This is a genomic window from Streptomyces sp. NPDC002076 (assembly GCF_053593835.1).
In genome coordinates, this window is sequence record NZ_JBSFDI010000008.1 from 125,364 (window position 1) to 146,448 (window position 21,085).

A 21,085-nucleotide genomic window follows, 5' to 3' on the forward strand; every position below is an offset into this window, starting at 1 on the left:
CCCGCCCCCTCAGGCCGGCGTCCGCGCCGTAGCCTTCATCCATGACCGATGTGGCAGTGCGGGTGCGAGGGCTCTGGAAGCAGTTCGGGCAGCAGGTCGCCGTCGGGGGGATCGATCTGGATCTGCCCGCCGGGAAGTTCATCGGGCTGGTCGGGCCCAACGGGGCCGGGAAGACCACCACCCTGTCCATGGTGACCGGGCTGCTGCGGCCGGACGGCGGGTCCGTCGAGGTCGTCGGTCATGACGTGTGGCGGGATCCCGTGGCCGTCAAAGCGAGCATCGGCGTCCTTCCCGAAGGGCTGCGGCTGTTCGAGCGGCTCTCGGGGCGGGAGCTGCTCGGCTACTCGGGGCGGCTGCGCGGACTGCCGGGGGCCGAGGTCGACAAACGGGCCACCCAACTGCTGGACGTCCTCGACCTGGCCGGCGCCCAGCACAAACTCGTCGTCGACTACTCGACCGGCATGCGGAAGAAGATCGGGCTCGCGGCCGCGCTCCTGCACAATCCCGAGGTGCTCTTCCTGGACGAGCCGTTCGAGGGCGTCGACCCCGTGTCCGCGCAGATCATCCGCGGCGTCCTGGAGCGGTACACCGCCTCCGGTGCCACGGTCGTCTTCTCCTCCCACGTCATGGAGCTGGTCGAGTCGCTGTGCGACTGGGTCGCGGTGATGGCGGCCGGCCGGATCCGCGCGACCGGGCCACTGGCGGAGGTGCGCGGCACGCATCCCACGCTCCAGGGGGCGTTCCTGGAGCTGGTCGGGGCGAGCGGCCGGGACGCCGGGTCCGATCTGGACTGGCTGGGCGGAGGGGCGGCCCGATGACGAACCTCACCTCCACCGTCGTACGCCTGAAACTGTCACTGCTGCGGAACGGGCTGCGGCAGTCCGGGGGCCGGCGGGCCGCGTTCGTCGTCTCGGCGGTCATCGCGGTCCTGTTCGCCCTGCTGCAACTGCTGGGGCTGCTCGCGCTGCACGGGCACGCGCACGCCGACGCCGTCGCCGTGCCGGGTACGGCCGTGCTGGCGCTGGGCTGGGCGGTGCTGCCGCTGTTCTTCCCGACCGGCGACGAGACGCTGGACCCGACCCGGCTCGTCATGCTCCCGCTGCGCCCCCGCCCGCTGGTCCGGGCGCTGCTCGCGGCCTCCCTGGTCGGCATCGGCCCGCTGTTCACCCTGCTGGTGCTGGTGGGCTGCGCGCTGTCGCTGGCTCAGGGCGCGGCCGCGTACGTCGTCTCCGCCGTCGCCGTGGCCCTCGCGCTGCTGGTCTGCGTGGCGCTGGCGCGGGCCGTCGCCACGGCCAACGTACGGCTGCTGACCAGCCGGAAGGGCCGCGATCTGGCCGTGCTGAGCGGACTGGTGATCGCCATCGGGGCCCAGCTGGTCAACTTCGGGGCGCGGCAGCTGGGTTCGGCGGGGATCGGCCAGTTGCAGCCGGTCGCGGACGTACTGTCCTGGGTGCCGCCGGCGTCGGCGGTGGCGGCGGTGCACGCGGCGGGCCAGGGCTCGTACGGCATCGCGATCGCCCAACTCGCCGTGACGGCCGCCGGGTTGGCGGGGCTGATCGCGGTCTGGGCGCGGAGCCTGACCCGGCTGATGACCGCGCCCGACGCCTCCACGCTGCAGCCGGTCGATGCCGCGGTCCGCAGCCGCTCGGCCACCGGACTCGGCCGGCTGCTGCCGCAGGACCGCACGGGTACGGTCATGGAACGCAGCCTGCGCTACATCTGGCGGGACCCGAAGACCAAGGCCGCCTGGGTGACCTCGCTGGCGATCGGGCTGATCGTGCCGGTGTTCAACGCGGCACAGGGCACCGGATCGGTCTACTTCGCGTGCTTCGCCGCCGGGATGCTCGGCATCCAGATGTACAACCAGTTCGGGCAGGACACCTCCGCCTTCTGGATGGTGGCCATGACCATCTCCTCACCCCGGGACGCCTACGCCGAGCTGCGCGGCCGCGCCCTGGCGCTGCTGCTGATCACCCTGCCGTACGCGGCACTCGTGACGGTGGTGACGACGGCCCTGCTGGGCGCCTGGACCCGGCTGCCGGAGGTGCTCGGGCTGTCCTTCGCCCTGCTCGGGGCGATGCTCGCGACCGGCGCCTGGACCTCGGCCCGCTTCCCCTACTCCATCCCCCAGGAAGGCCACAAGAACGTCGTTCCCGGCCAGGCGGGCCTCGCCTGGATCTCCATCTTCGGCGGCATGATCTCGGCGGCCCTGCTCTGCTCCCCGGTCATCGCCCTCACCATCTGGCTGCACGTGAGCGCGGGCGGGGCGGACTGGCGGTGGCTGCTGCTGCCCGTGGGGGCGGCGTACGGCGCGGGGCTGACCCTGGGCGGCCTGCGCCTGGCGGCGCCGCGGACGGCAGCGCGGTTGCCGGAGATCCTGACGGCTGTGAGCAAGGGGTAGGTCGGTTCAGTCCCCGAGCACCCGATCGAGAAACGGCGAGACAGCCCCCCGCCAAGCCGACGGCAGCTCATAGTGCGCAAGATGCCCGGCATCGGAAACCTCCGCGTACTCCCCAGCTGGAAGCACCCGCACCATCTCCTGCGCCTCCGCCCGTCCCAGCTCCCCGTCCACCCCGCGCACCACCAGCGTCGGGCACCGCACCTGGGCCAGCTCCTCCCAGTGCGCGTCGTACACCCAGGTCTCACGGGAGCGGAGCATCTGCTCCGGCTCGAACACCGGCCGCCAGCCGTCGGCGGCCTCGTGCATCACCTCGGCGTAGAACTCCCCGCGCGCGGCATTCGGCCGCTCCACCCAGGGATCGTCCTCACCGAACCACTTGCGTACGTCGGCCAGCGTGGCGAAGGGAACGGGCCAGGCCCTGAACCAGTCGGCCCACTCCCGCTGCGAGGCGGCGCCCAGCGCGGAGGCCCGCATGTCGCAGATGATCAGGCCCCGGACCAGTTCGGGACGCTTCGCGGCGAGCTGCCAGGCGGTCAGCGCGCCCATGGCGTGGCCGATGAGGAGCGCCGGGCCGAGGCCGAGCTGTTCGAGGGCGGCCTCGGCGTCCTCGACGTACGCCTCGCGGGTGTAGGCGGCCTGTGAGGGCTTCTCGCTCTGGCCGTGTCCGCGCTGGTCGAGGGCGACGGCGCGGTGGCGTGCGGCGAGCCAGCGGGCGGTGGAGGCCCAGTGGGAGGCGCGGCCCATCAGGCCGTGAAGTAACAGCACGCCCGGCGCACCGGGCGGCGCATCCGCCCCGCGCTCGCCCTGGTCGTCCACCGGATCGAGTGCCGGCTTGGGAGGGTCGGCGAACTCCCAGGCGGCGAGGCGCACCCCACCCGCTCCCGTCACGTCGATACGCCGTGCCATCGGCCTGGCACCCCCCAGCTCCGCCTGCCTCGTACCGGTGTACTTCCGTACTCGCTCGTACTCGCTGCTGTCGCTGTCGTGCTCGTCGTCGCGCCTGTCGTGCTGTCTCGCGCTGTCGTCGCGCTCGTCCTGCCGCCGCAGACTATCGAATACCTATTCGAAAAATGCGCTTCTGCGGGACAACACCCCTCCTTCGAGTGACACCCCTGAAGGCATGATCGCCGCCACCGAGGGGATCTTTTCTGGCGAGAGGCGGACCGCTCGGGGAAAAACGGTCCGCGGGGGATGACCCTGAGAGCTCGGGGCTCCGGGTCAGCACAGGGGAGGACAGGCCCCGGCGCCACCAGGCGCCGGGGCCCTCTCCCGCTCAGCGCTTGGCGACGAACACATGGGAGGCGACATCCGCCTCCAGCTCGGCCGCCTCGCCGCCGCTGCCCACCAGGACACCGCCGGCCGACTCTGTCACACTCACCACGGAACCGGGCTGCACACCCGCGCGCCGCAGCGTGTACATCAGCTGCGCGTCCGTCTGGATCGGCTCGCCGATACGGCGGACGACGACCGTCTTGCCGTCCGTGCCCGCGTCCAGGTCCGCCAGCGAGACCATGCCCTCGTCCAGGAACGGGTCGGCGCCGTCCTTCTCGCCCAGCTCCTCCAGCCCCGGGATCGGATTGCCGTACGGCGACTCGGTCGGATGCCGCAGCAGCTCCAGCACGCGCCGCTCGACGGCCTCGCTCATCACGTGCTCCCAGCGGCAGGCCTCCGCGTGCACCTGCTCCCACTCCAGGCCGATCACATCGACGAGGAGACACTCGGCCAGCCGGTGCTTGCGCATCACGCGCGTGGCCAGCCTGCGGCCCTCTTCGGTCAGCTCCAGGTGACGGTCGCTGGCGACGGACACGAGCCCGTCGCGCTCCATGCGCGCCACCGTCTGGCTCACCGTCGGCCCGCTCTGGTCGAGCCGCTCCGCGATGCGGGCGCGCATGGGGACGACGCCTTCCTCTTCGAGTTCGAGGATGGTGCGGAGATACATCTCCGTGGTGTCGATCAGTCCGGACATACGTGCCCCTCGATTACCTCTGCCGGCAGCCCGGCGCGTGCGCTGGCCCTAGCACCAATTCTGCCGGATCCGACTGACAAGCGGGGGCCTCCGGCGGAACGGGCCGATACGGGAGACCGCCGCGGGGACCCGTGTCTCAATCTTGCGGGGCCAATCTTGAGGGAACAGGATGTGGGCTGGGTCACGTTCCAGTTGAATGATGGGCACTGAGCGAACCGTGCGCCGCATGTGCGCCGACGCAGTCTCCAGGGGGTCCAGGTGAGTGCTTCCCGGCGGAGTGGGACCACCGACGAGCTGGGGCCCGACGAGCCCGGTGAGTCAGGGGGATCCGATCTGCTCGCCGCGCTGCTCGACGGCATGGACGCGGCACTGTGCGCCTTCGACGCCGACGGGGTCGTCACGCACTGGAACCGGGAGGCCGAGCGCATCCTCGGCTGGACGGCCGCCGAGGCGGTGGGACGGCACGGGTTCGCCGGATGGGCGGTGCGCAGCGCCGACGCCGAGGAGGTGCAGGCCCGGCTGATGTCGGCGATGCACGCGCCCGGGCGGCAGGTGCACGAGTTCGCGCTGGTCACCAAGGACGGCGGGCGGGTCCTCGTACGGACCCAGTCCGCCGCCGTACGCGGACCCGACGGAGAACCCGCCGGGCTGTACTGCGCGTTCAGCGAGGTCCACGCCCAGATCGACCTGGAGCGGTCGATCGCGCTGAGCGAGGCGCTGTTCGAGGACGCGGCCTGGGGAGTCGTCCTCATCGACGCCGATCTGCGGCCCGCCGTCGTCAACGCGCACGCGGCCCGCGCGCTCGGCATCGGCCGTACCTCCGCACTCGGCCGGCCGCTCGGCGAACTGCTCGCACAGGGCGTGGAGGAACTGGAGGCCGCGCTCACCCATGTGCTGGCCGAGGGCGCGCCGCCCGCGCCCGCCGAGATGTGGGTGACCGTGCGCACCCGGGAGAGCGAGAAGCGGCGCTGCTGGCGCAGCGGCTTCGTACGGCTGGCCTCGCCGCTCGCGGAGGAACCCGTACCGCTCGGCGTCGGCTGGCTGTTCCAGGACGTCACCGAGGCCAAGCAGGGCGAACAGGAGGCGGCCCTGCTGCGGTTCCGCAGCAACCAGCTGCACCGGGCCGCGCGCGCCGCCGCCGAGTGCGAGGACCCGGCCGAGGCGGCCACCGTCCACCTGGACTTCGCCCTCGCCGGCTTCGCCGACCACGCGCTGATCGACCGGGCGGTGCCTGCACCGCGCTCGGAGGGTTCGCGGGGTTCGGAGGCTGCGCAGGGTTCGCAGGGCGAGGAGGCGGCGGCCGTACGACTGGTGCGGCTCGCCGCGACGCCCGCCGGAGCGCCGGGACCGAGCCTGCTCACCGGCGCGGCCGGGCTGCCCGTGCGCTACGAGCCGGGCCATCCGGCGCTGCAGTGCGTCGAGCGGGCCGGGGTCGTGCGCGCGGACGCCGGGTCCGTCCCGGAACAGCGGGCGCGGGAGTGGGCGCTGGCCCGGCAGTGGCCCGGCGACGCGGTGCACGCCCTGTGCGCGGTGCTGCGCAGCCGGGGGCGGACGCTGGGCGTGGTGACCTTCCTGCGCGGCTCCGGCCGCAGCCGCTTCGAACGGTCCGACACGGCCTACGCCGAGGACGTGGCGGTCCGCATCGCGGCGGCGCTGGACCTGGCGGACGCGGTACGGGAGAAGCGGGCCCCCCGGTAGCTCGCCGGGGGTTCAGCGCCGGTAGAAGATCCGGTCGCCGTACTCCCGCATCACCCGGCCGTTCCACTCGTGGCCGCCGTCGACGTTGCCGGAGCGCAGGAGCGGGGGTTCGATGCCCCGGTCGGCGAGGGCGGCGGCGGTGGTCGCCATGACGGCCTGCATCAGGGCGGTGGTGACGACCGTGGAGGCGGGGGCGAAGGGCGCCGGGATGGTGTCCAGGGTGAGCTCCGCGTCACCGACGGCGATCTTCGAGTCCAGGACGATGTCGCAGTGGTCCTTCAGGAAGGTGCCGGAGGAGTGCCGCGACTTGGTCTGCGCGGCGTACGCGACCGAGGTGACGCCGATGACCTTCAGGCCGAGGGCGCGGGCGTTCAGGGCCATCTCCACGGGCAGGGCGTTGCGGCCGGACAGGGAGATGATCACCAGGGCGTCGCCGGCGCGGACCGGTGAGGTGTCGAGGACGGCGCTCGCGAGGCCGTCGACGCGTTCGAGGGCGGAGCCGAGGGTGGCCGGGGTGACGTCGACACCGACGACACCGGGCACGGCGAGCAGGTTCATCAGCGCGAGTCCGCCGGCCCGGTAGACGACGTCCTGGGCGGCCAGCGAGGAGTGCCCGGCGCCGAAGGCGAACAGTCGGCCGCCGGCGGCGACGGTGTCCGCGAGCAGGGTGCCGGCCGCGGCGATCGACTCGGCCTCCTCCTCACGGACCCGTTGCAGCAGGCCGATCGCGGCGTCGAAGAACAGGTCGGCAGGCGTGCCGTCGCTCATGCGGTGCCCCTTCGCAACGTCTGTGTCGCGGATCACCGTGCGGTCTGGACCAGCGCGGTGTCAATACGGGCGCGGGCCTGTCGGACGCATCCGGCAGGGACTCAGAAAAAAATCACTTGAGCGCCTTCACCCACCTTCCTAAGGTGTGGGGTACACGAGAAGGGAGGTGGTTCGGCAGATGTATGAAAACCGGACGCGTGAGGTGGCTGCGGGCTAGCGGTCCGCCACCACATCCAGTGCGGTGCCGGACCAGCACGTGACAGACGCGTGCAGCCGGCCCAATTCCCAAGCAGTCACCCGACCCGCGGGCTGCCGGTACGTCCGGCCGGCTCCTCCTCGAGGAACCCAGCCCGCGGGTCGTCTGCGTTTTCGGGCCCCGTTCTTTCAGGGGGCGAGGCGCTCGACCTTCCAGGTGCCGCCCGGCTGGGCGACGTAGCGCAGGCGGTCGTGGAGGCGGTTCACGCGGCCCTGCCAGAACTCGACGGTCTCCGGGGTGATGCGGAAGCCGCCCCAGTGCGGTGGGACCGGGACCTGCTCGTCCTCGGGGTAGCGGGCCTGCAGGTCGGCGTAGGCGGTGTCCAGTTCGGTGCGGGAGGCGATCACCGTGGACTGGGCGCTGGCCCAGGCGCCGAGCTGGGAGCCGTGGGGGCGGGTGCGGAAGTAGGCGGCGGTCTCGTCGCGGCCGGTGCGGTGGGCGGTGCCGGTGACGATGACCTGGCGGGCCAGCGGGTGCCACGGGAAGAGCAGCGCGATGTGCGGGTTCTCCGCGAGGTCGCGGGCCTTGCGGGAGTCGTAGTTCGTGTAGAAGACGAAGCCCTCGGTGTCGAACTGCTTCATCAGGACCGTGCGCGAGCTGGGGCGGCCTGCTGCGTCCGCCGTCGAGACGACCATCGCGTTGGGCTCGTAGACGGTGCCGTGCAGCGCTGCCCGGGCGGCGTCCTCGAACCAGCGGGCGAACTGGTCCATGGGGTGCGCGGCGAGGTCCTGTTCGGCGAGGCCTTCCGCCCGGTACTGCTTGCGCATGGCGGCGGGGTCGAGGGCGGGGTCCAGGAGCGGGTCGCGGTCGGTCACGCGGTCATCTTGCCGTATCGAACGCCACTGGCACTCAGTGTCGTACGGACTCCCCAAGTCTGGCACCGGGGGTTATGGTGCTGGTTCCCTTGCGGTTGGGTGACCACCGGTCGAACGGGGCATCACCGGGGTGACCGCCGCCGAACCATCTCAAGGAGCCGCCTGATGTCCGATTTCGTACCCGGGCTCGAGGGAGTCGTCGCGTTCGAGACGGAGATCGCCGAGCCGGACAAGGAGGGTGGCGCCCTGCGGTACCGGGGCGTCGACATCGAGGATCTGGTCGGTCATGTCTCGTTCGGGAACGTGTGGGGGCTGCTGGTCGACGGGGCGTTCAATCCCGGTCTGCCGCCCGCCGAGCCGTTCCCGATCCCGGTGCACTCCGGTGACATCCGGGTGGACGTGCAGTCGGCGCTCGCCATGCTGGCGCCGGTGTGGGGGCTGAAGCCGCTGCTCGACATCGACGAGGGACAGGCGCGGGAGGATCTGGCGCGGGCCGCCGTGATGGCGCTGTCGTACGTCGCCCAGTCGGCGCGCGGGCAGACGCTGCCGATGGTGCCGCAGCGGGAGATCGACAAGGCCAGGTCGGTGGTGGAGCGGTTCATGATCCGGTGGCGGGGTGAGCCGGATCCGAAACATGTCGCCGCGGTGGATGCCTATTGGACGTCCGCGGCCGAGCACGGGATGAACGCCTCGACCTTCACCGCGCGGGTCATCGCCTCCACCGGGGCGGATGTCGCCGCCGCGCTGTCGGGGGCGGTCGGGGCGATGTCCGGGCCGCTGCACGGGGGTGCGCCCTCGCGGGTGCTCGGGATGATCGAGGAGATCGAGCGGACGGGGGATGCGGAGGCGTACGTCAGGCAGGCCCTGGACCGGGGTGAGCGGCTGATGGGGTTCGGGCACCGGGTGTACCGGGCGGAGGATCCGCGGGCGCGGGTGCTGCGGCGTACGGCGCGGGAGCTGGGCGCGCCGCGGTTCGAGGTCGCCGAGGCGTTGGAGAAGGCCGCGCTGGAGGAGTTGCACAACCGCCGGCCGGATCGGGTGCTCGCCACCAACGTGGAGTTCTGGGCCGCGATCGTGCTGGACTTCGCCGAGGTGCCGGCGCACATGTTCACGTCGATGTTCACGTGCGCGCGGACTGCCGGGTGGTCGGCGCACATTCTCGAGCAGAAGCGGACGGGACGGCTGGTGCGGCCCTCGGCCCGGTATGTGGGGCCGGGGCCGCGCCGGCCGGAGGACGTCGAGGGGTACGGGCAGATCGCCCACTGAGAGGGACTGAGCCCCCCGCGCCCCTGAAAATCGGGCCCTTCGGGCCCGATTTTCATGCTGCCGCAAGCAGACCCGCATGGTGCCTGTCCGCGACCAGCGGATGTGCCCTCAGCTTGCCCTTGAGTTCGTTGTAGCCGTACTCGGCGTACAGGGGGTTCGCCGGGTCGGTGGTGATGCCGGGGGCCTCGGAGGCGTGCGGGAAGGGCAGGGGCTCGACCCTGGCGTCCAGGCGCGGGTTGTAGAAGAACGGGACGGAGAAGCGTTCCGTGGCGCCGGGCGGGCTGACCACGCGGTGGTTGGTGGCGACGAGGTAGCCGTTGGTGGCGACTTCCAGGAGTTCGCCGAGGTTGACGACGAAGGCGCCCTCGATGGGCGGGACGTCGTGGAAGAGGCCGTCCTCGCGCTGGACCTGGAGGCCGCCGACGGTGTCCTGGAGGAGCAGGGTCAGGAAGCCGTAGTCCTTGTGGGCGCCGACGCCCTGGTCGGTGCCGTCGCCGGCGCTGCCGGGGTAGCGGACGAGCTTGAGGTGCGGGTGGGCGTGGGCGCCGAAGACCGGGTCGTAGAAGTCGGCGGGGGCGCCGATGGCGGCGAGGAGCTCGTGCAGGAGGCGGTCGGCCACTGTGCTGAGCCTGTCGATCCAGGCGAGGGCGGCGGTGCGGAGTTCGGGGAGGGCGGTGGGCCACTGGTTGGGGCCCTGGAGCCACCAGTACGGGGGTTCGCCGGGGGCCGGGACGCGGGCGGGGCGTTCGGCGCCTATGTCGAGCTGGTCGCGCCAGTCGCGGGCGCCGGCGGTGCGTTCGTCGCCGGTGCGGGTGTAGCCGCGGAAGTGCGGGGAGTTCACGTTGTCGAGGGCGAGCCGGTCGGCTTCGGGGAGGGCGAAGAAGGCGCGCATGGCGGTGAGCAGCGCGTCCGTCTCGGCCTGGGTCACGCCGTGTCCGACGAGCTGGAAGAAGCCGACGTCGTGGGCGGCGCTGTGCAGCTGGGCGTGGAGCAGGGCGCGGGCCTGGGTGCCGCGGTCGGCGGCCGACAGGTCGATGATGGGGAGCTGGTCGTACGACGGGGTCGTCGTGGGGTGCGTCGAGGCGGTGTGCGTCGTCATGGTGCGTCCACGGGGTGTGTGGGCCACGGGCAAGCCACCGAGGGTGTGGGCGGCGTCGCCCCGGGTGCCGTAAGAAGATGCCGTAAGAAGGCGGGAGAAAAGAGGCTGAATCAGGCCGAAAGCCGACAGCCCATGCTCGTGACGCGCACGTAGTCCACGTGGCGGCGGCGAACGAGCATCGGAAGCATGCGGCAAGGGTACTGCTCGGTGCCGGATACCGGTGTGGCCTGCTTCACTGGGTCAGAACTTGCCCAAGCCCAGGTGGGCGAATGCGAAGTGGTCGTGGGCCCAGGTCCGGTCCGGGAGCGGGACCGGCGTGGCGCAGGCAGGGGCAGGTGACGTCGGCCGCTCCGGTCGTGTGCCAGCGGTCCATGGCCGTGCCGTACGGCTCCCAGGCCGCGTCATCCGGTCGTACTCGTCGGTGTAGAGGCGGGTGGTGATCGTGCAGCGGGGGCGGCGGACCCACTCGGGCTCGCCGTGGCCGCCGTAAAAGATCGTGCGCCCGGTGTGGACGGTCGGGCCGTCGGACGGTTTCGAGTCGAAGTTGCCGGGTCGACGGCCCGGTCCCAGTACGGGCGGGGCAGGTGGTGGCCGAAGGATCGGTCGGTGCGCTCGACGAGCCGCGGCGCACCGGCGGTGGCTCCACGTCGACGATCGTCCGAACGTGGTCCCCCGCCGCCGCCACTGACAGCGGCTCAGTCCAGGGCCTGTTCCAGCAGGTCGGCCCATTGGGCGACGACTCGGGCGCGGCGGGCGGTGTCGTCGGTGAGGAGGTTGGCGAGGCCGAGGCCGCGGGCCATGTCGAGGAGGCCCTGGACGGTTTCGCGGACGCCGGGGCGGGTCTCGTCGGCGCCGAGGAGGTCGACGGCGATGCGGTGGGTCTCGCGGCCGACGCGGGCCTCCAGTTCGGTCACGCGGGTGCGCAGCTGGTCCTCGTTGGAGGCGGCGACCCACAGGTGGAGGGCGGCGCGGAAGAGGGGTCCGGTGTAGAGGTCGACGAGGGCGGCGACGACGGCATGGCGGTTGGCGGGGCCGGACGGGAAGAGTTCCCGGAGGGCGGTGGAGCGTTCTTCGGCGACGTATTCGACGGCGGCCGTGAAGAGGTCCTCGCGGGTCGGGAAGTGGTGCTGGGCGGCGCCGCGGGAGACTCCGGCGCGTTCGGCGACGACGGCGACGGTGGAGCCCGCCCAGCCGTGTTCGGCCAGGCAGGCCACGGCGGCCTCCAGGAGCCGCTGCCGGGTGGCCCGGCTGCGGTCCTGCTTGGGCGCCCGGTCGCGTTCCCTGGACAGGCGGTCGTGTTCCGCTGTCGTGCTCATGTGGTCACACCACCCATGCCGCGTCCCGTCTTTCCAGGAAGGCCGTCATCCCCTCCTTGGCCTGGTCGGAGGCGAACAGCCGGGCCGAGAGGGCGGTCAGGTCCGCCGCGTCCCGGTCGAATGTTTCCAGCACCCTAGCCGTGAGCAGCCGTTTCGTCTCGGCCAGGGCCTGGGGTGAGGACTGGCGCAGTCCGTCGAGGATCGGGGCGAGGGCGTCGTCGACGTCGTCGCCGGTGACGGTGACGAGTCCGGCGCGTACGGCCTCGCGCGGGTCGAAGCGTTCCCCGGTGAGGTAGTAGCGGGCCAGGGTGCGCTGGTCGGCGCGGGGGATCACCGGTAGGGAGATCACCGCGGGTGCGACGCCGATGCGGACTTCGGTGAAGGCGAAGGTGGCCGTGGTGGAGGCGGCGGCGATGTCGCAGGCGGCGAGCAGGCCGAGGCCGCCCGCGCGGACGTGTCCGGTGATGCGGGCGACGACCGGTTTGGGCAGTTCGACGATCTGCCGGAGCAGGGCCACCAGGGCCTCGGGGTCGGGCGGGTCGCGCAGGTCGGCGCCGGCGCAGAAGGTGTTGCCGGTGTGGGTGAGGACGACGGCGCGTACGTCGGGGTCCTTGCCGCACTCGGTGAGGGCCTCGGCGAGGCCGGAGACCAGGGCCGCGGAGAGGGCGTTGCGGGTGTCGGTGGAGTCGAGGCTGAGGGTTTCGACGGCACGCGCGCGTGTACGGCTGATCGGCGTCACGGCAGCTCCCTCAGTTCCCGGCGCAGGATCTTGCCGGAGGCGGCGCGGGGGACGGTGTCGATGAAGGTGACCTGGCGGACCCGTTTGTAGGGTGCCACCCGTTCGGCGACGTACAGCATGATCTCGTTCTCCGTCAGTTCCTCGGCGGCGTCCGCCCGGCGGACGACGAAGGCGTGCGGGACCTCGTTGCCGTCGTCGTTGTAGCTGCCGATGACGGCGGCGTCGGCGATGCCGGGATGGGTGAGCAGCAGGGCCTCCAGTTCAGCGGGGGCCACCTGGAAGCCCTTGTACTTGATGAGTTCCTTGACCCGGTCCACGACGAAGAGCCAGCCGTCCTCGTCGACGTGTCCCACGTCCCCGGTGTGCAGCCAGCCGTCGGCGTCGATCAGCGCGGCGGTGGCGTCGGGGCGGCCGAGGTAGCCCTTCATCACCTGGGGGCCGCGGATCAGGATCTCGCCGCGCTCGCCGGTGCCGAGGTCCTTGTCGGGGTCGTCCAGGGAGACGATCCGCATCTCGGTGCCGGCGATGAGCCTGCCGACGGTGCCGGCGGGGGCGTCGTGCAGCCGGTCGAGGGGGACGACGTGGGTGCCGGGGGACAGTTCGGTCATGCCGTAGGCCTGGCCTATCGGGGGCAGGCCGAGCCGCTGTGCGCAGGCGCGGGCGAGGTGGGCGTCCAGCGGGGCGGCGGCACTGAGGACGTACTTCAGGGAGGAGAGGTCGTAGCGGGCGACCGCCGGGTGCTTGGCGAGGGCGAGGACGATCGGCGGGGCGACGTACAGGCCGGTGATGCGGTGGGTCTCGATGGCCGCGAGGAAGGTCTCCAGGTCGAAGCGGGGCAGGACGACGACCGTGGCGCCCTTGCGCAGGGGGGCGTTCATGAGGGCGGTGAGGCCGTAGATGTGGAAGAAGGGCAGGACGGCGAGGATGCGGTCGCCGGGGGTGGCCGGGACGGCGGGTTCCAGTTGGGCGAGGTTGGTGGCGATCTGCCGGTGGGTGAGCATCACGCCCTTGGGGATGCCGGTGGTGCCGGAGGAGTACGGCAGCGCGGCGATGTCCTCGGCGGGGTCGAAGGCGTGCTGCGGCTCGGGTGCGGTCGTGGCGAGCATGTCGATGAGCGACCGGTGCCCGGGCGCGCTGTCGCACACGAAGATCTCCCGTACGCCGCCGGAGAGTTCGGCGGCGCGGCGGGCCGTCTCCAGCAGGGGTGAGACGGTGACGATCCAGTGGGCGCCGCTGTCGCCGAGCTGCCCCGCGAACTCCTCGGGCGTGGCGAGCGGGTGCACCGTGGTGACGGAGGCGCCCGCGCGTGTGGCCGCGTAGAAGGCGGTCGGGAAGGCGATGGTGTTGGGGCTGTGCAGGGCGAGGACGTCGCCCTTGCGGACGCCCGCGTCGGCGAGACCGGCGGCGACGCGCCGGTGGAACCGGTCCAGCTGCTCGTACGTGAGCGTGGTGCCGTCCGTGCCGTCGATGAGGGCGGGGCGTTCGCCGAACTCGGCGGCGCGGCCCAGGACGGCCTCGTGGATGGGGAGTGCTACGGGCGGGACGTCTGCGTACTCGCTGCGGAACACGGTTCCTCCAGGGCGGTCGGCGCGGTCGCCTAGTACGACTTGGGCAGGCCCAGCGTCTGATGGGAGACGTAGTTGAGAATCATCTCGCGGCTCACCGGGGCAATACGAGCCACGCGTGCGGCCGTTATCAGCGAGGCGAGCCCGAACTCGCGCGTGAGCCCGTTGCCGCCGAGGGTGTGCACGGCCTGGTCGACGGCCTTCACGCAGGCCTCCCCGGCCGCGTACTTGGCCATGTTGGCGGCCTCGCCCGCGCCGATGTCGTCACCGGAGTCGTAGAGGTGGGCCGCCTTCTGCATCATCAGCCGGGCCAGCTCCAGGTCGATGTGGGCCTGCGCCAGGGGGTGGGCGATGGCCTGGTGGGCGCCGATCGGGGACTTCCAGACGGTACGGTCACGGGCGTACTCGATCGCCTTGGCGAGCGCGTACCGGCCCATCCCGATGGCGAACGCGGCGGTCATGATCCGCTCGGGGTTGAGTCCGGCGAACAGTTGCAGCAGACCGGCGTCCTCGTCGCCGACGAGCGCGTCGGCGGGCAGCCGCACGTCGTCCAGGACCAGCTCGAACTGCTTCTCGGCGGCGGCCAGTTCCATGTCGATCGGCCGTTTCTGGAAGCCCTCGGCGTCGGTCGGGACGATGAACAGGCAGGGCTTGAGGCGTCCGGTGCGGGCGTCCTCGGTACGGCCGACGATCAGGACGGCGTCGGCCATGTCGACACCGGAGATGAAGACCTTGCGGCCGGTGAGCAGCCAGTCGGTGCCGTCGCGGCGGGCGGTGGTGGTGATGCGGTGGCTGTTGGAGCCGGCGTCGGGTTCGGTGATGCCGAAGGCCATGAGACGGGTGCCGTCGGCGATTCCGGGGAGCCAGGTCTGTTTCTGGGCCTCTGTGCCGAAGCGGGAGATGACCGTTCCGCAGATGGCCGGGGACACGACGAGCATGAGCAGGGGTGCGCCCGCGGCACCCAACTCTTCCAGGACTACCGAGAGTTCGGCGATGCCACCGCCTCCGCCGCCGTAGGCCTCCGGCAGGTTGACGCCGAGGTAGCCGAGCTTTCCGGCCTCGGACCAGAGTTCGGTCGGGGCTTTGCCTGCGGCGACCGTCTGGACGAGGTATTCGCGTCCGTAGCGCTTGCCGAGGGCGGCTACCGCTGAGCGGAGGGCTTTGTGCTCTTCGGTTTCGATGACGGGAGACATGAGGCTCCTAAGAAGAGGTTTCCTGCACTACGGCGAGCAGCGTTCCGGGTTCCACCTGCTGGCCGGTCCTGGCATGCAGCGCGGTCAGGGTTCCGGTGACCGGCGCCGAGATCTGGTGCTGCATCTTCATCGCCTCCAGCCAGATGAGGCCCTGACCGGCCTGAACCGCTGCCCCCTCCGCCAGGCCATCGGCGACGCGGACGACCGTGCCCGGCATCGGCGCGAGCAGGGAACCGGGGGCGAGCTGGGCGGTGGGGTCGGGGAAGCGGGGCAGGGCGGTGAGGCGGGTGGTGCCCACGTAGACCTCGTCGCCATAGCGGCTGATCACGAACTTCCGTTCCACACCGTCCACTTCGAGGACGACCACGCGCTCGTCGGCGTGCACGACCCGTACCCCGTCCGCCGCCAGGCCCTCTCTCGTGTGCCGGTAGCGGACCTCCTGCTCCTCCCCCGCCACCGCGTACCGCTTCACCTGCGGCTGTGAGGGCAGGTTGCGCCAGCCGCCGAAGCGGGAGCGGCCGTGGGCGTCGGCGAGGGCGGCGGCGAGAGGGGCGTACGGGTCGGGGACGGGCTCGGTCAGTGCGGAGAGGTGGCGGTCGTAGAAGCCGGTGTCCATGCCGCCGCCGGTGAACTCCTCGTGGCGCAGGGAGCGGACCAGAAGGTCGCGGTTGGTGACCGGGCCGTGGATCTCCGCGCGCTCCAGTGCGCCGGCGAGCCTGCGGATCGCCTCCGCGCGGGTGGCTGCGTGGGCGACGACCTTGGCGAGCATCGGGTCGTAGTGGACGCCGATGGTGTCGCCGTCGGTGTAGCCGGTGTCCAGGCGGACGCCGGACGGTACGGCGAGGTGGTGCAGGGTGCCGGTCTGCGGGGACCAGTCGTGGGCGGGGTCCTCGGCGTACAGGCGGGCCTCGATCGCGTGACCACGCGCGCGTGGCGGGTCCTTTTCCAGGGCCCCGCCCTCCGCGATCCGGATCTGTTCGGCGACCAGGTCGATGCCGAACGCCTCCTCCGTCACGGGGTGTTCGACCTGGAGGCGGGTGTTCATCTCCAGGAAGTGCGCGCGGCCGTCGGAGACCAGGAACTCGACGGTGCCGGCGCCGACGTAGGCGACGGCGCACGCGGCCTGCACGGCCAGCGCGTACAGATCCTCTGTGACCCCCTCGGAGAGGCCGGGCGCCGGGGCCTCCTCGATGACCTTCTGGTGGCGGCGCTGGAGGGAGCAGTCGCGGGTGCCGAGGGGCCAGATCGTGCCGTGGGTGTCGGCGAGGATCTGCACCTCGACATGGCGGCCGTGCTCCAGGTAGGGCTCGATGAACACCTCGCCGTCACCGAAGGCGCTTGCGGCCTCGGCGCGCGCGCTCTCCAGTGCGGCGCTCAACTCCTCCAGACGGCGCACGATCCGCATCCCGCGCCCCCCACCGCCGGCGGCCGCCTTCACCAGCACCGGCAGATCGGCCTCCGTGACCTCCGCCGCGTCGAGGGGCGTGAGACCCATCAGGTCCTTCGCGCGGGTCTTGGACGCCATCGCCTCGATGGCCTCCGGCGGCGGGCCGATCCAGGTCAGGCCGGCATCGAGCACGGCGCGGGCGAAGTCGGGGTTCTCGGAGAGGAAGCCGTAGCCGGGGTGCACGGCGTCCGCGCCGGCGGCGAGGGCCGCCTTCACGATCAGATCGCCGCGCAGATACGTCTCGGCGGGCGCCGCGCCCGGCAGCCGTACCGCCGTGTCGGCCACGCGCGCGTGGAGCGCGTTCTCGTCCGCGTCCGAGTGCACGGCGACCGTCCGGATTCCCAACTCACGGCAGGTGCGGAAGATCCGGCAGGCGATCTCGCCCCGGTTGGCGACGAGCAGAGTCGAAATCACGTGATCCCTCACATCCGGAAGACGCCGAAGCCGCCGCGCGCGCCCTCGTAGGGCGCGGTGTGGAGGGCGGACAGGCACAGGCCGAGGACGGTGCGGGTGTCGCGCGGGTCGATGACCCCGTCGTCGTACAGCCGCCCGGACAGGAACATCGGCAGCGACTCGGACTCGATCTGCTGCTCCACCATGGCGCGCAGGGCGGCGTCCGCGTCCTCGTCGTACGGCTGCCCCTTCGCCGCCGCCGACTGGCGGGCGACGATCGACAGCACGCCCGCGAGCTGCTGCGGCCCCATCACGGCGGACTTGGCGCTCGGCCAGGCGAACAGGAACCGGGGGTCGTACGCGCGCCCGCACATGCCGTAGTGCCCGGCGCCGTACGACGCCCCCATCAGCACGGACAGGTGCGGGACCCTGCTGTTGCTGACCGCGTTGATCATCATCGAGCCGTGCTTGATGATCCCGCCCTGCTCGTACTCCTTGCCCACCATGTAGCCGGTGGTGTTGTGCAGGAAGAGCAGCGGTATGTCGCGCTGGTTGGCGAGCTGGATGAACTGGGCGGCCTTCTGCGACTCCGCGCTGAAGAGCACGCCCTGCGCGTTGGCCAGGATGCCGACCGGATATCCGTGCAGGGCGGCCCAACCGGTGACCAGACTGGTCCCGTACAGCGGCTTGAACTCGTCGAAGTCGGAGGCGTCGACGATCCGGGCGATGACCTCGCGTGGGTCGAAGGGGATCTTCAGATCGCCGGGGACGATGCCCAGCAGTTCCTCCGGGTCGTACTTGGGCGGCTCGGCGGGGCCGGGATCCGGGTACGCCTTGCGGTGGCCCAGCCGGGCCACCACCCGGCGGGCCTGGCGCAGGGCATCCGGCTCGTCGACGGCGAAGTAGTCGGCGAGGCCCGACACACGCGCGTGCATCTCGGCGCCGCCCAGGGACTCGTCGTCGCTCTCCTCGCCGGTGGCCATCTTCACCAGCGGGGGCCCGCCGAGGAAGACCTTCGCCCGCTCCTTGACCATGATCACGTGGTCGGACATGCCGGGGATGTAGGCGCCGCCGGCGGTCGAGTTGCCGAAGACGACGGCGACGGTCGGGATACCGGCGGCGGAGAGGCGGGTGAGGTCACGGAAGATGGCGCCGCCCGGGATGAAGATCTCCTTCTGGGACGGCAGGTCGGCCCCTCCCGACTCCACCAGGCTGATGCAGGGCAGCCGGTTGGCGAGCGCGATGTCGTTCGCCCGCAGGGCCTTCTTCAGGCTCCACGGGTTGCTCGCGCCGCCGCGCACGGTCGGGTCGTTGGCGGTGATCAGGCACTCCACGCCCTCGACCACGCCGATGCCGGTGACGATCGAGGCGCCGACCGTGTAGTCACTCCCCCAGGCGGCCAGCGGGGACAGCTCCAGGAAGGGCGTGTCCGGGTCGAGGAGCAGCTCGATCCGCTCCCGTGCGAGCAACTTGCCGCGCTTCCGGTGCCGTTGGACGTACTTCTCGCCGCCGCCCGCGAGCGCCTTGGCGTGCTCGGCGTCCAGTTCGGCGAGCCTGGCGAGCATGGCCTCGCGATTGGCCCGGTAGTCGGGGCCGGCCGGGTCCAGGGCCGAGGTCAGGGTGGTCACAGGAGGGCCTCCGGGATGTCCAGGTGGCGGGAGCGCAGCCATTCGCCGAGGGCCTTGGCCTGCGGGTCGAAGCGGGCCTGCGCGGCGACGCCCGCGCCGAGGATGCCCTCGACGACGAAGTTGACCGCGCGGAGGTTCGGCAGCAGATGCCGGACGACGGGCAGGTCCCGGCTCTCGGGGATCAGTTGCCGGAACCTTTCGGCGGTCAGCTCGTGCGCGAGCCACCGCCAGGCTTCGTCACTGCGCGCCCAGACGCCGACATTGGCGTTCCCGCCCTTGTCCCCGCTGCGGGCCCCGGCGACCAGGCCGAGGGGTGCGCGGCGGGTCGGCCCGGGCGGAAGGGGATCGGGGAGGGCGGGTTCCGGTACGGCGTCCAGGGACCGGGTCTCCTGGGGCGGTGCCACGGGGACACGCCGTCCGTCGTGGAGGACGGCTATATGGTCGACGGCGCCATGGGGGACGTACACATCCTCGAAGACCCCATAAGGCGAGCCCTTCCCTGGTGGGGAGAGCACATGGAAGCCCGGGTAGCTGGCCAGCGCCAGTTCCACGGCGGCGCCGCTCAGCGCCCGCCCGACGACCCGCTCGTCCGCGTCCCGTACGACGAGCCGCAGCAGGGCGCTCGCCGTCTCCTCGGTGTCGGCGTCGGCCCGGTCGGTGCGCACGAGTTCCCAGCGGACCTCGGCGGGCGGCGACTTGGCGAGCGCGTCGGAGAGCTGCGCCCGCACCAGCCCGGCCTTCGCCTCGATGTCGAGTCCGGTGAGGACGAAGGCGACCTCGTTGCGGAAGCCGGCGAGCCGGTTGAGGCCGACTTTCAGGGCCGGCGGCGGTGCCTCGCCGCGCACGCCCTCGATCCGCACCCGGTCCGGCCCGTCCTGGCTCAGCCGTACGGTGTCCAGCCGGGCGGTGACATCGGGGCCGGCGTACCGGCCGCCACCGGTCTCGTACAGCAGCTGCGCGGTGACCGTGCCGACGTCGACCAGGCCGCCGGTACCGGGGTGCTTGGTGATGACACTGCTGCCGTCGGCGTGGATCTCGGCGAGCGGGAAGCCGGGCCGGCGTACGTCCCCCTCCCGGAAGAACGCGTAGTTCCCGCCGGTGGCCTGCGTCCCGCACTCCAGCACATGCCCGGCGACGACAGCCCCCGCGAGCCGGTCGTGGTCCGCTCGCGCCCACCCGAAGTGGGCGGCGGCGGGCCCGGTGACCAGGGCCGCGTCGGTCACGCGCCCGGTGACGACGATGTCCGCACCGGCCCGCAGACACTCGGCGATACCGAAGCCGCCGAGGTAGGCGTGGGCGGCGAGGGCGCCGGGGTGGGAGGCGGTGAGGTCGTCGCCCTCGACGTGCGCGACACGGGCCGGGATGCCGAGACGGCCGGCCAACTCCCGTACGGCGTCGGCGAGTCCGGCCGGATTGAGCCCGCCCGCGTTGGTGACGATCTTCACCCCGCGCTCGTGGGCGAGGCCGAGGCAGCCCTCCAGCTGGCGCGGGAAGGTGCGGGCGTAACCGGCGCCGGGGTCCTTCAGCCGGTCGCGGGCGAGGATCAGCATGGTGAGTTCGGCGAGGTAGTCGCCGGTGAGGACGTCGACCTCGCCGCCGGTCAGCATCTCGCGCAGGGCGCTCGTGCGGTCGCCGTAGAAGCCGGAGAAGTTGCCGATGCGCAGGCCGGTCACGCCGGGTCCTCCTTCGGCGGGCGGCCGCCGCCGGGCGGGCCCGCGAAGGCCTGGGCGATGTCCAGCCAGCGGTCGGCGTCCGGGCCGACGGCGGTCAGGGCGAGGTCGGCGCGGTGGGCGCGCTGGGTGACGAGGAGGCAGAAGTCGAGAGCGGGGCCGGTGACGCGTTGCGGGGCGTTCTCGGGGCCGTATGCCCACGTCTCCCCCGTCGGTGCGGTGAGTTCGACGCGGAACTCTTCGGCGGGAGGGGTGAGCTGGTGGACGGTGTAGGCGAAGTCGCGTGTCCGCACCCCGAGTCGGGCCACATGCCTGAGCCGGTCGGTGGGTGGGCGCACCACATCCAGGGCGTCGGCGATGTCCAGGCCGTGGGCCCAGGTCTCCATGAGGCGGGCGGTGGCCATGGAGGCGGCCGACATCGGCGGGCCGTACCAGGGGAAACGGGCGCCGGGCGGTGCGGCGCGCAGGGCCTGGTCGAGGGCGGTGCGCCCCTCACGCCAGGCCGACAGCAGCTCGCCGGGCACGAGCCGGGCGCCCTCCTCCGCGCCCTCGTCCACGAAGGAGTCGGGGGCGGCGAGCGCCTTCTCCACCAGCGCCTGGAAGGCGTCCGCGTCGGTGACGGCGAGCAGGGCCGAGCGGTCGGTCCAGGCGAGATGGGCGATCTGGTGGGCGAGGGTCCAGCCGGGGGCGGGGGTGGGCAGTGCCCACTGCTCGGGGCTCAACTCGGCCACAAGCAGGTCGAGTTCCTCGCTCTCGGCACGCAGGTCGTCGATGACGGGCGTCGGGTCGGCCATGGGGGGAGCATGGCAGTGAGGGCAGAAACAATCAAGCACGCTTGCATGAATTTGTTTTCCACAGGCCGACT

General features: G+C 72.1%; 17 protein-coding genes. 4 read left to right on the forward strand and 13 right to left on the reverse strand.

Features of this window, described 5'->3' with window-relative positions; genetic code table 11:
* The first annotated feature begins 41 nt into the window (after window positions 1–41).
* Together ACWCQS_RS18910 and ACWCQS_RS18915 are read left to right on the forward strand one after the other, a co-directional pair.
* Window positions 42–818, forward strand: a complete 777-nt coding sequence (locus ACWCQS_RS18910) for an ABC transporter ATP-binding protein (protein WP_451005452.1) — start codon at window positions 42–44, stop codon at window positions 816–818.
* The gene (locus tag ACWCQS_RS18915) at window positions 815–2,401 is read left to right on the forward strand and encodes a transporter (RefSeq protein WP_451005453.1); all 1,587 of its coding nucleotides are present in this window, start codon (window positions 815–817) and stop codon (window positions 2,399–2,401) included. The genes ACWCQS_RS18910 and ACWCQS_RS18915 overlap by 4 nt, the downstream gene beginning before the upstream one ends.
* Before the next feature lie 6 nt (window positions 2,402–2,407).
* Here the strand turns inward: ACWCQS_RS18915 and ACWCQS_RS18920 are convergent, their stop codons facing one another.
* Window positions 2,408–3,307 carry an alpha/beta fold hydrolase gene (locus tag ACWCQS_RS18920; RefSeq protein WP_451005454.1) on the reverse strand — a complete coding sequence of 300 codons (900 nt, stop codon included), beginning with the start codon at window positions 3,305–3,307 and terminating at the stop codon, window positions 2,408–2,410.
* Window positions 3,308–3,674: 367 nt separating this feature from the next.
* A complete protein-coding gene (locus ACWCQS_RS18925; protein ID WP_383025050.1) occupies window positions 3,675–4,367 on the reverse strand; it encodes a metal-dependent transcriptional regulator in 693 nt (230 codons plus the stop codon).
* Between the two features lie 258 nt (window positions 4,368–4,625).
* Between ACWCQS_RS18925 and ACWCQS_RS18930 the strand changes: the two genes are divergently transcribed.
* The gene (locus tag ACWCQS_RS18930; protein ID WP_451005455.1) at window positions 4,626–6,065 is read left to right on the forward strand and encodes a PAS domain-containing protein; all 1,440 of its coding nucleotides are present in this window, start codon (window positions 4,626–4,628) and stop codon (window positions 6,063–6,065) included.
* Window positions 6,066–6,077: 12 nt separating this feature from the next.
* Here ACWCQS_RS18930 and ACWCQS_RS18935 read toward each other — a convergent pair whose 3' ends face one another.
* Both ACWCQS_RS18935 and pdxH read right to left on the reverse strand, forming a co-directional pair.
* The gene (locus tag ACWCQS_RS18935; RefSeq protein ID WP_451005456.1) at window positions 6,078–6,833 is read right to left on the reverse strand and encodes an SIS domain-containing protein; all 756 of its coding nucleotides are present in this window, start codon (window positions 6,831–6,833) and stop codon (window positions 6,078–6,080) included.
* Window positions 6,834–7,217: 384 nt separating this feature from the next.
* Window positions 7,218–7,904, reverse strand: a complete 687-nt coding sequence (gene pdxH / locus ACWCQS_RS18940; protein ID WP_451005457.1) for a pyridoxamine 5'-phosphate oxidase — start codon at window positions 7,902–7,904, stop codon at window positions 7,218–7,220.
* Window positions 7,905–8,069: 165 nt separating this feature from the next.
* Between pdxH and ACWCQS_RS18945 the strand changes: the two genes are divergently transcribed.
* A complete protein-coding gene (locus ACWCQS_RS18945; RefSeq protein ID WP_451005458.1) occupies window positions 8,070–9,170 on the forward strand; it encodes a citrate synthase 2 in 1,101 nt (366 codons plus the stop codon).
* A 52-nt stretch (window positions 9,171–9,222) separates the two neighbouring features.
* On the opposite strand, the gene ACWCQS_RS18950 is transcribed toward ACWCQS_RS18945, so the two are convergent.
* From ACWCQS_RS18950 to ACWCQS_RS18990, 9 genes are all read right to left on the reverse strand, one after another.
* Entirely contained in the window at window positions 9,223–10,269 is a 1,047-nt protein-coding gene (locus ACWCQS_RS18950; protein WP_451005459.1) for an isopenicillin N synthase family dioxygenase, read from the reverse strand.
* A 695-nt stretch (window positions 10,270–10,964) separates the two neighbouring features.
* On the reverse strand, window positions 10,965–11,585 hold the full coding sequence (locus ACWCQS_RS18955; RefSeq protein ID WP_451005460.1) for a TetR/AcrR family transcriptional regulator: 621 nt from the start codon (window positions 11,583–11,585) through the stop codon (window positions 10,965–10,967).
* A gap of 4 nt (window positions 11,586–11,589) precedes the next feature.
* Entirely contained in the window at window positions 11,590–12,324 is a 735-nt protein-coding gene (locus tag ACWCQS_RS18960; protein ID WP_451005461.1) for an enoyl-CoA hydratase family protein, read from the reverse strand.
* Window positions 12,321–13,892 carry a 4-coumarate--CoA ligase family protein gene (locus tag ACWCQS_RS18965; RefSeq protein ID WP_451005462.1) on the reverse strand — a complete coding sequence of 524 codons (1,572 nt, stop codon included), beginning with the start codon at window positions 13,890–13,892 and terminating at the stop codon, window positions 12,321–12,323. The genes ACWCQS_RS18960 and ACWCQS_RS18965 overlap by 4 nt, the downstream gene beginning before the upstream one ends.
* A gap of 29 nt (window positions 13,893–13,921) precedes the next feature.
* A complete protein-coding gene (locus ACWCQS_RS18970; RefSeq protein WP_451005463.1) occupies window positions 13,922–15,082 on the reverse strand; it encodes an acyl-CoA dehydrogenase family protein in 1,161 nt (386 codons plus the stop codon).
* 7 nt (window positions 15,083–15,089) lie between these two features.
* Window positions 15,090–16,943, reverse strand: coding sequence for an acetyl/propionyl/methylcrotonyl-CoA carboxylase subunit alpha (locus ACWCQS_RS18975; protein ID WP_451005464.1), 1,854 nt, complete (start codon window positions 16,941–16,943; stop codon window positions 15,090–15,092).
* A gap of 8 nt (window positions 16,944–16,951) precedes the next feature.
* Window positions 16,952–18,550 carry an acyl-CoA carboxylase subunit beta gene (locus ACWCQS_RS18980; RefSeq protein ID WP_451005465.1) on the reverse strand — a complete coding sequence of 533 codons (1,599 nt, stop codon included), beginning with the start codon at window positions 18,548–18,550 and terminating at the stop codon, window positions 16,952–16,954.
* On the reverse strand, window positions 18,547–20,223 hold the full coding sequence (locus ACWCQS_RS18985) for an acyclic terpene utilization AtuA family protein (RefSeq protein WP_451005466.1): 1,677 nt from the start codon (window positions 20,221–20,223) through the stop codon (window positions 18,547–18,549). Before ACWCQS_RS18985 ends, ACWCQS_RS18980 begins: the two co-directional genes overlap by 4 nt.
* A complete protein-coding gene (locus ACWCQS_RS18990; protein WP_451005467.1) occupies window positions 20,220–21,014 on the reverse strand; it encodes a TIGR03084 family metal-binding protein in 795 nt (264 codons plus the stop codon). Before ACWCQS_RS18990 ends, ACWCQS_RS18985 begins: the two co-directional genes overlap by 4 nt.
* Between the last annotated feature and the right edge of the window lie 71 nt (window positions 21,015–21,085).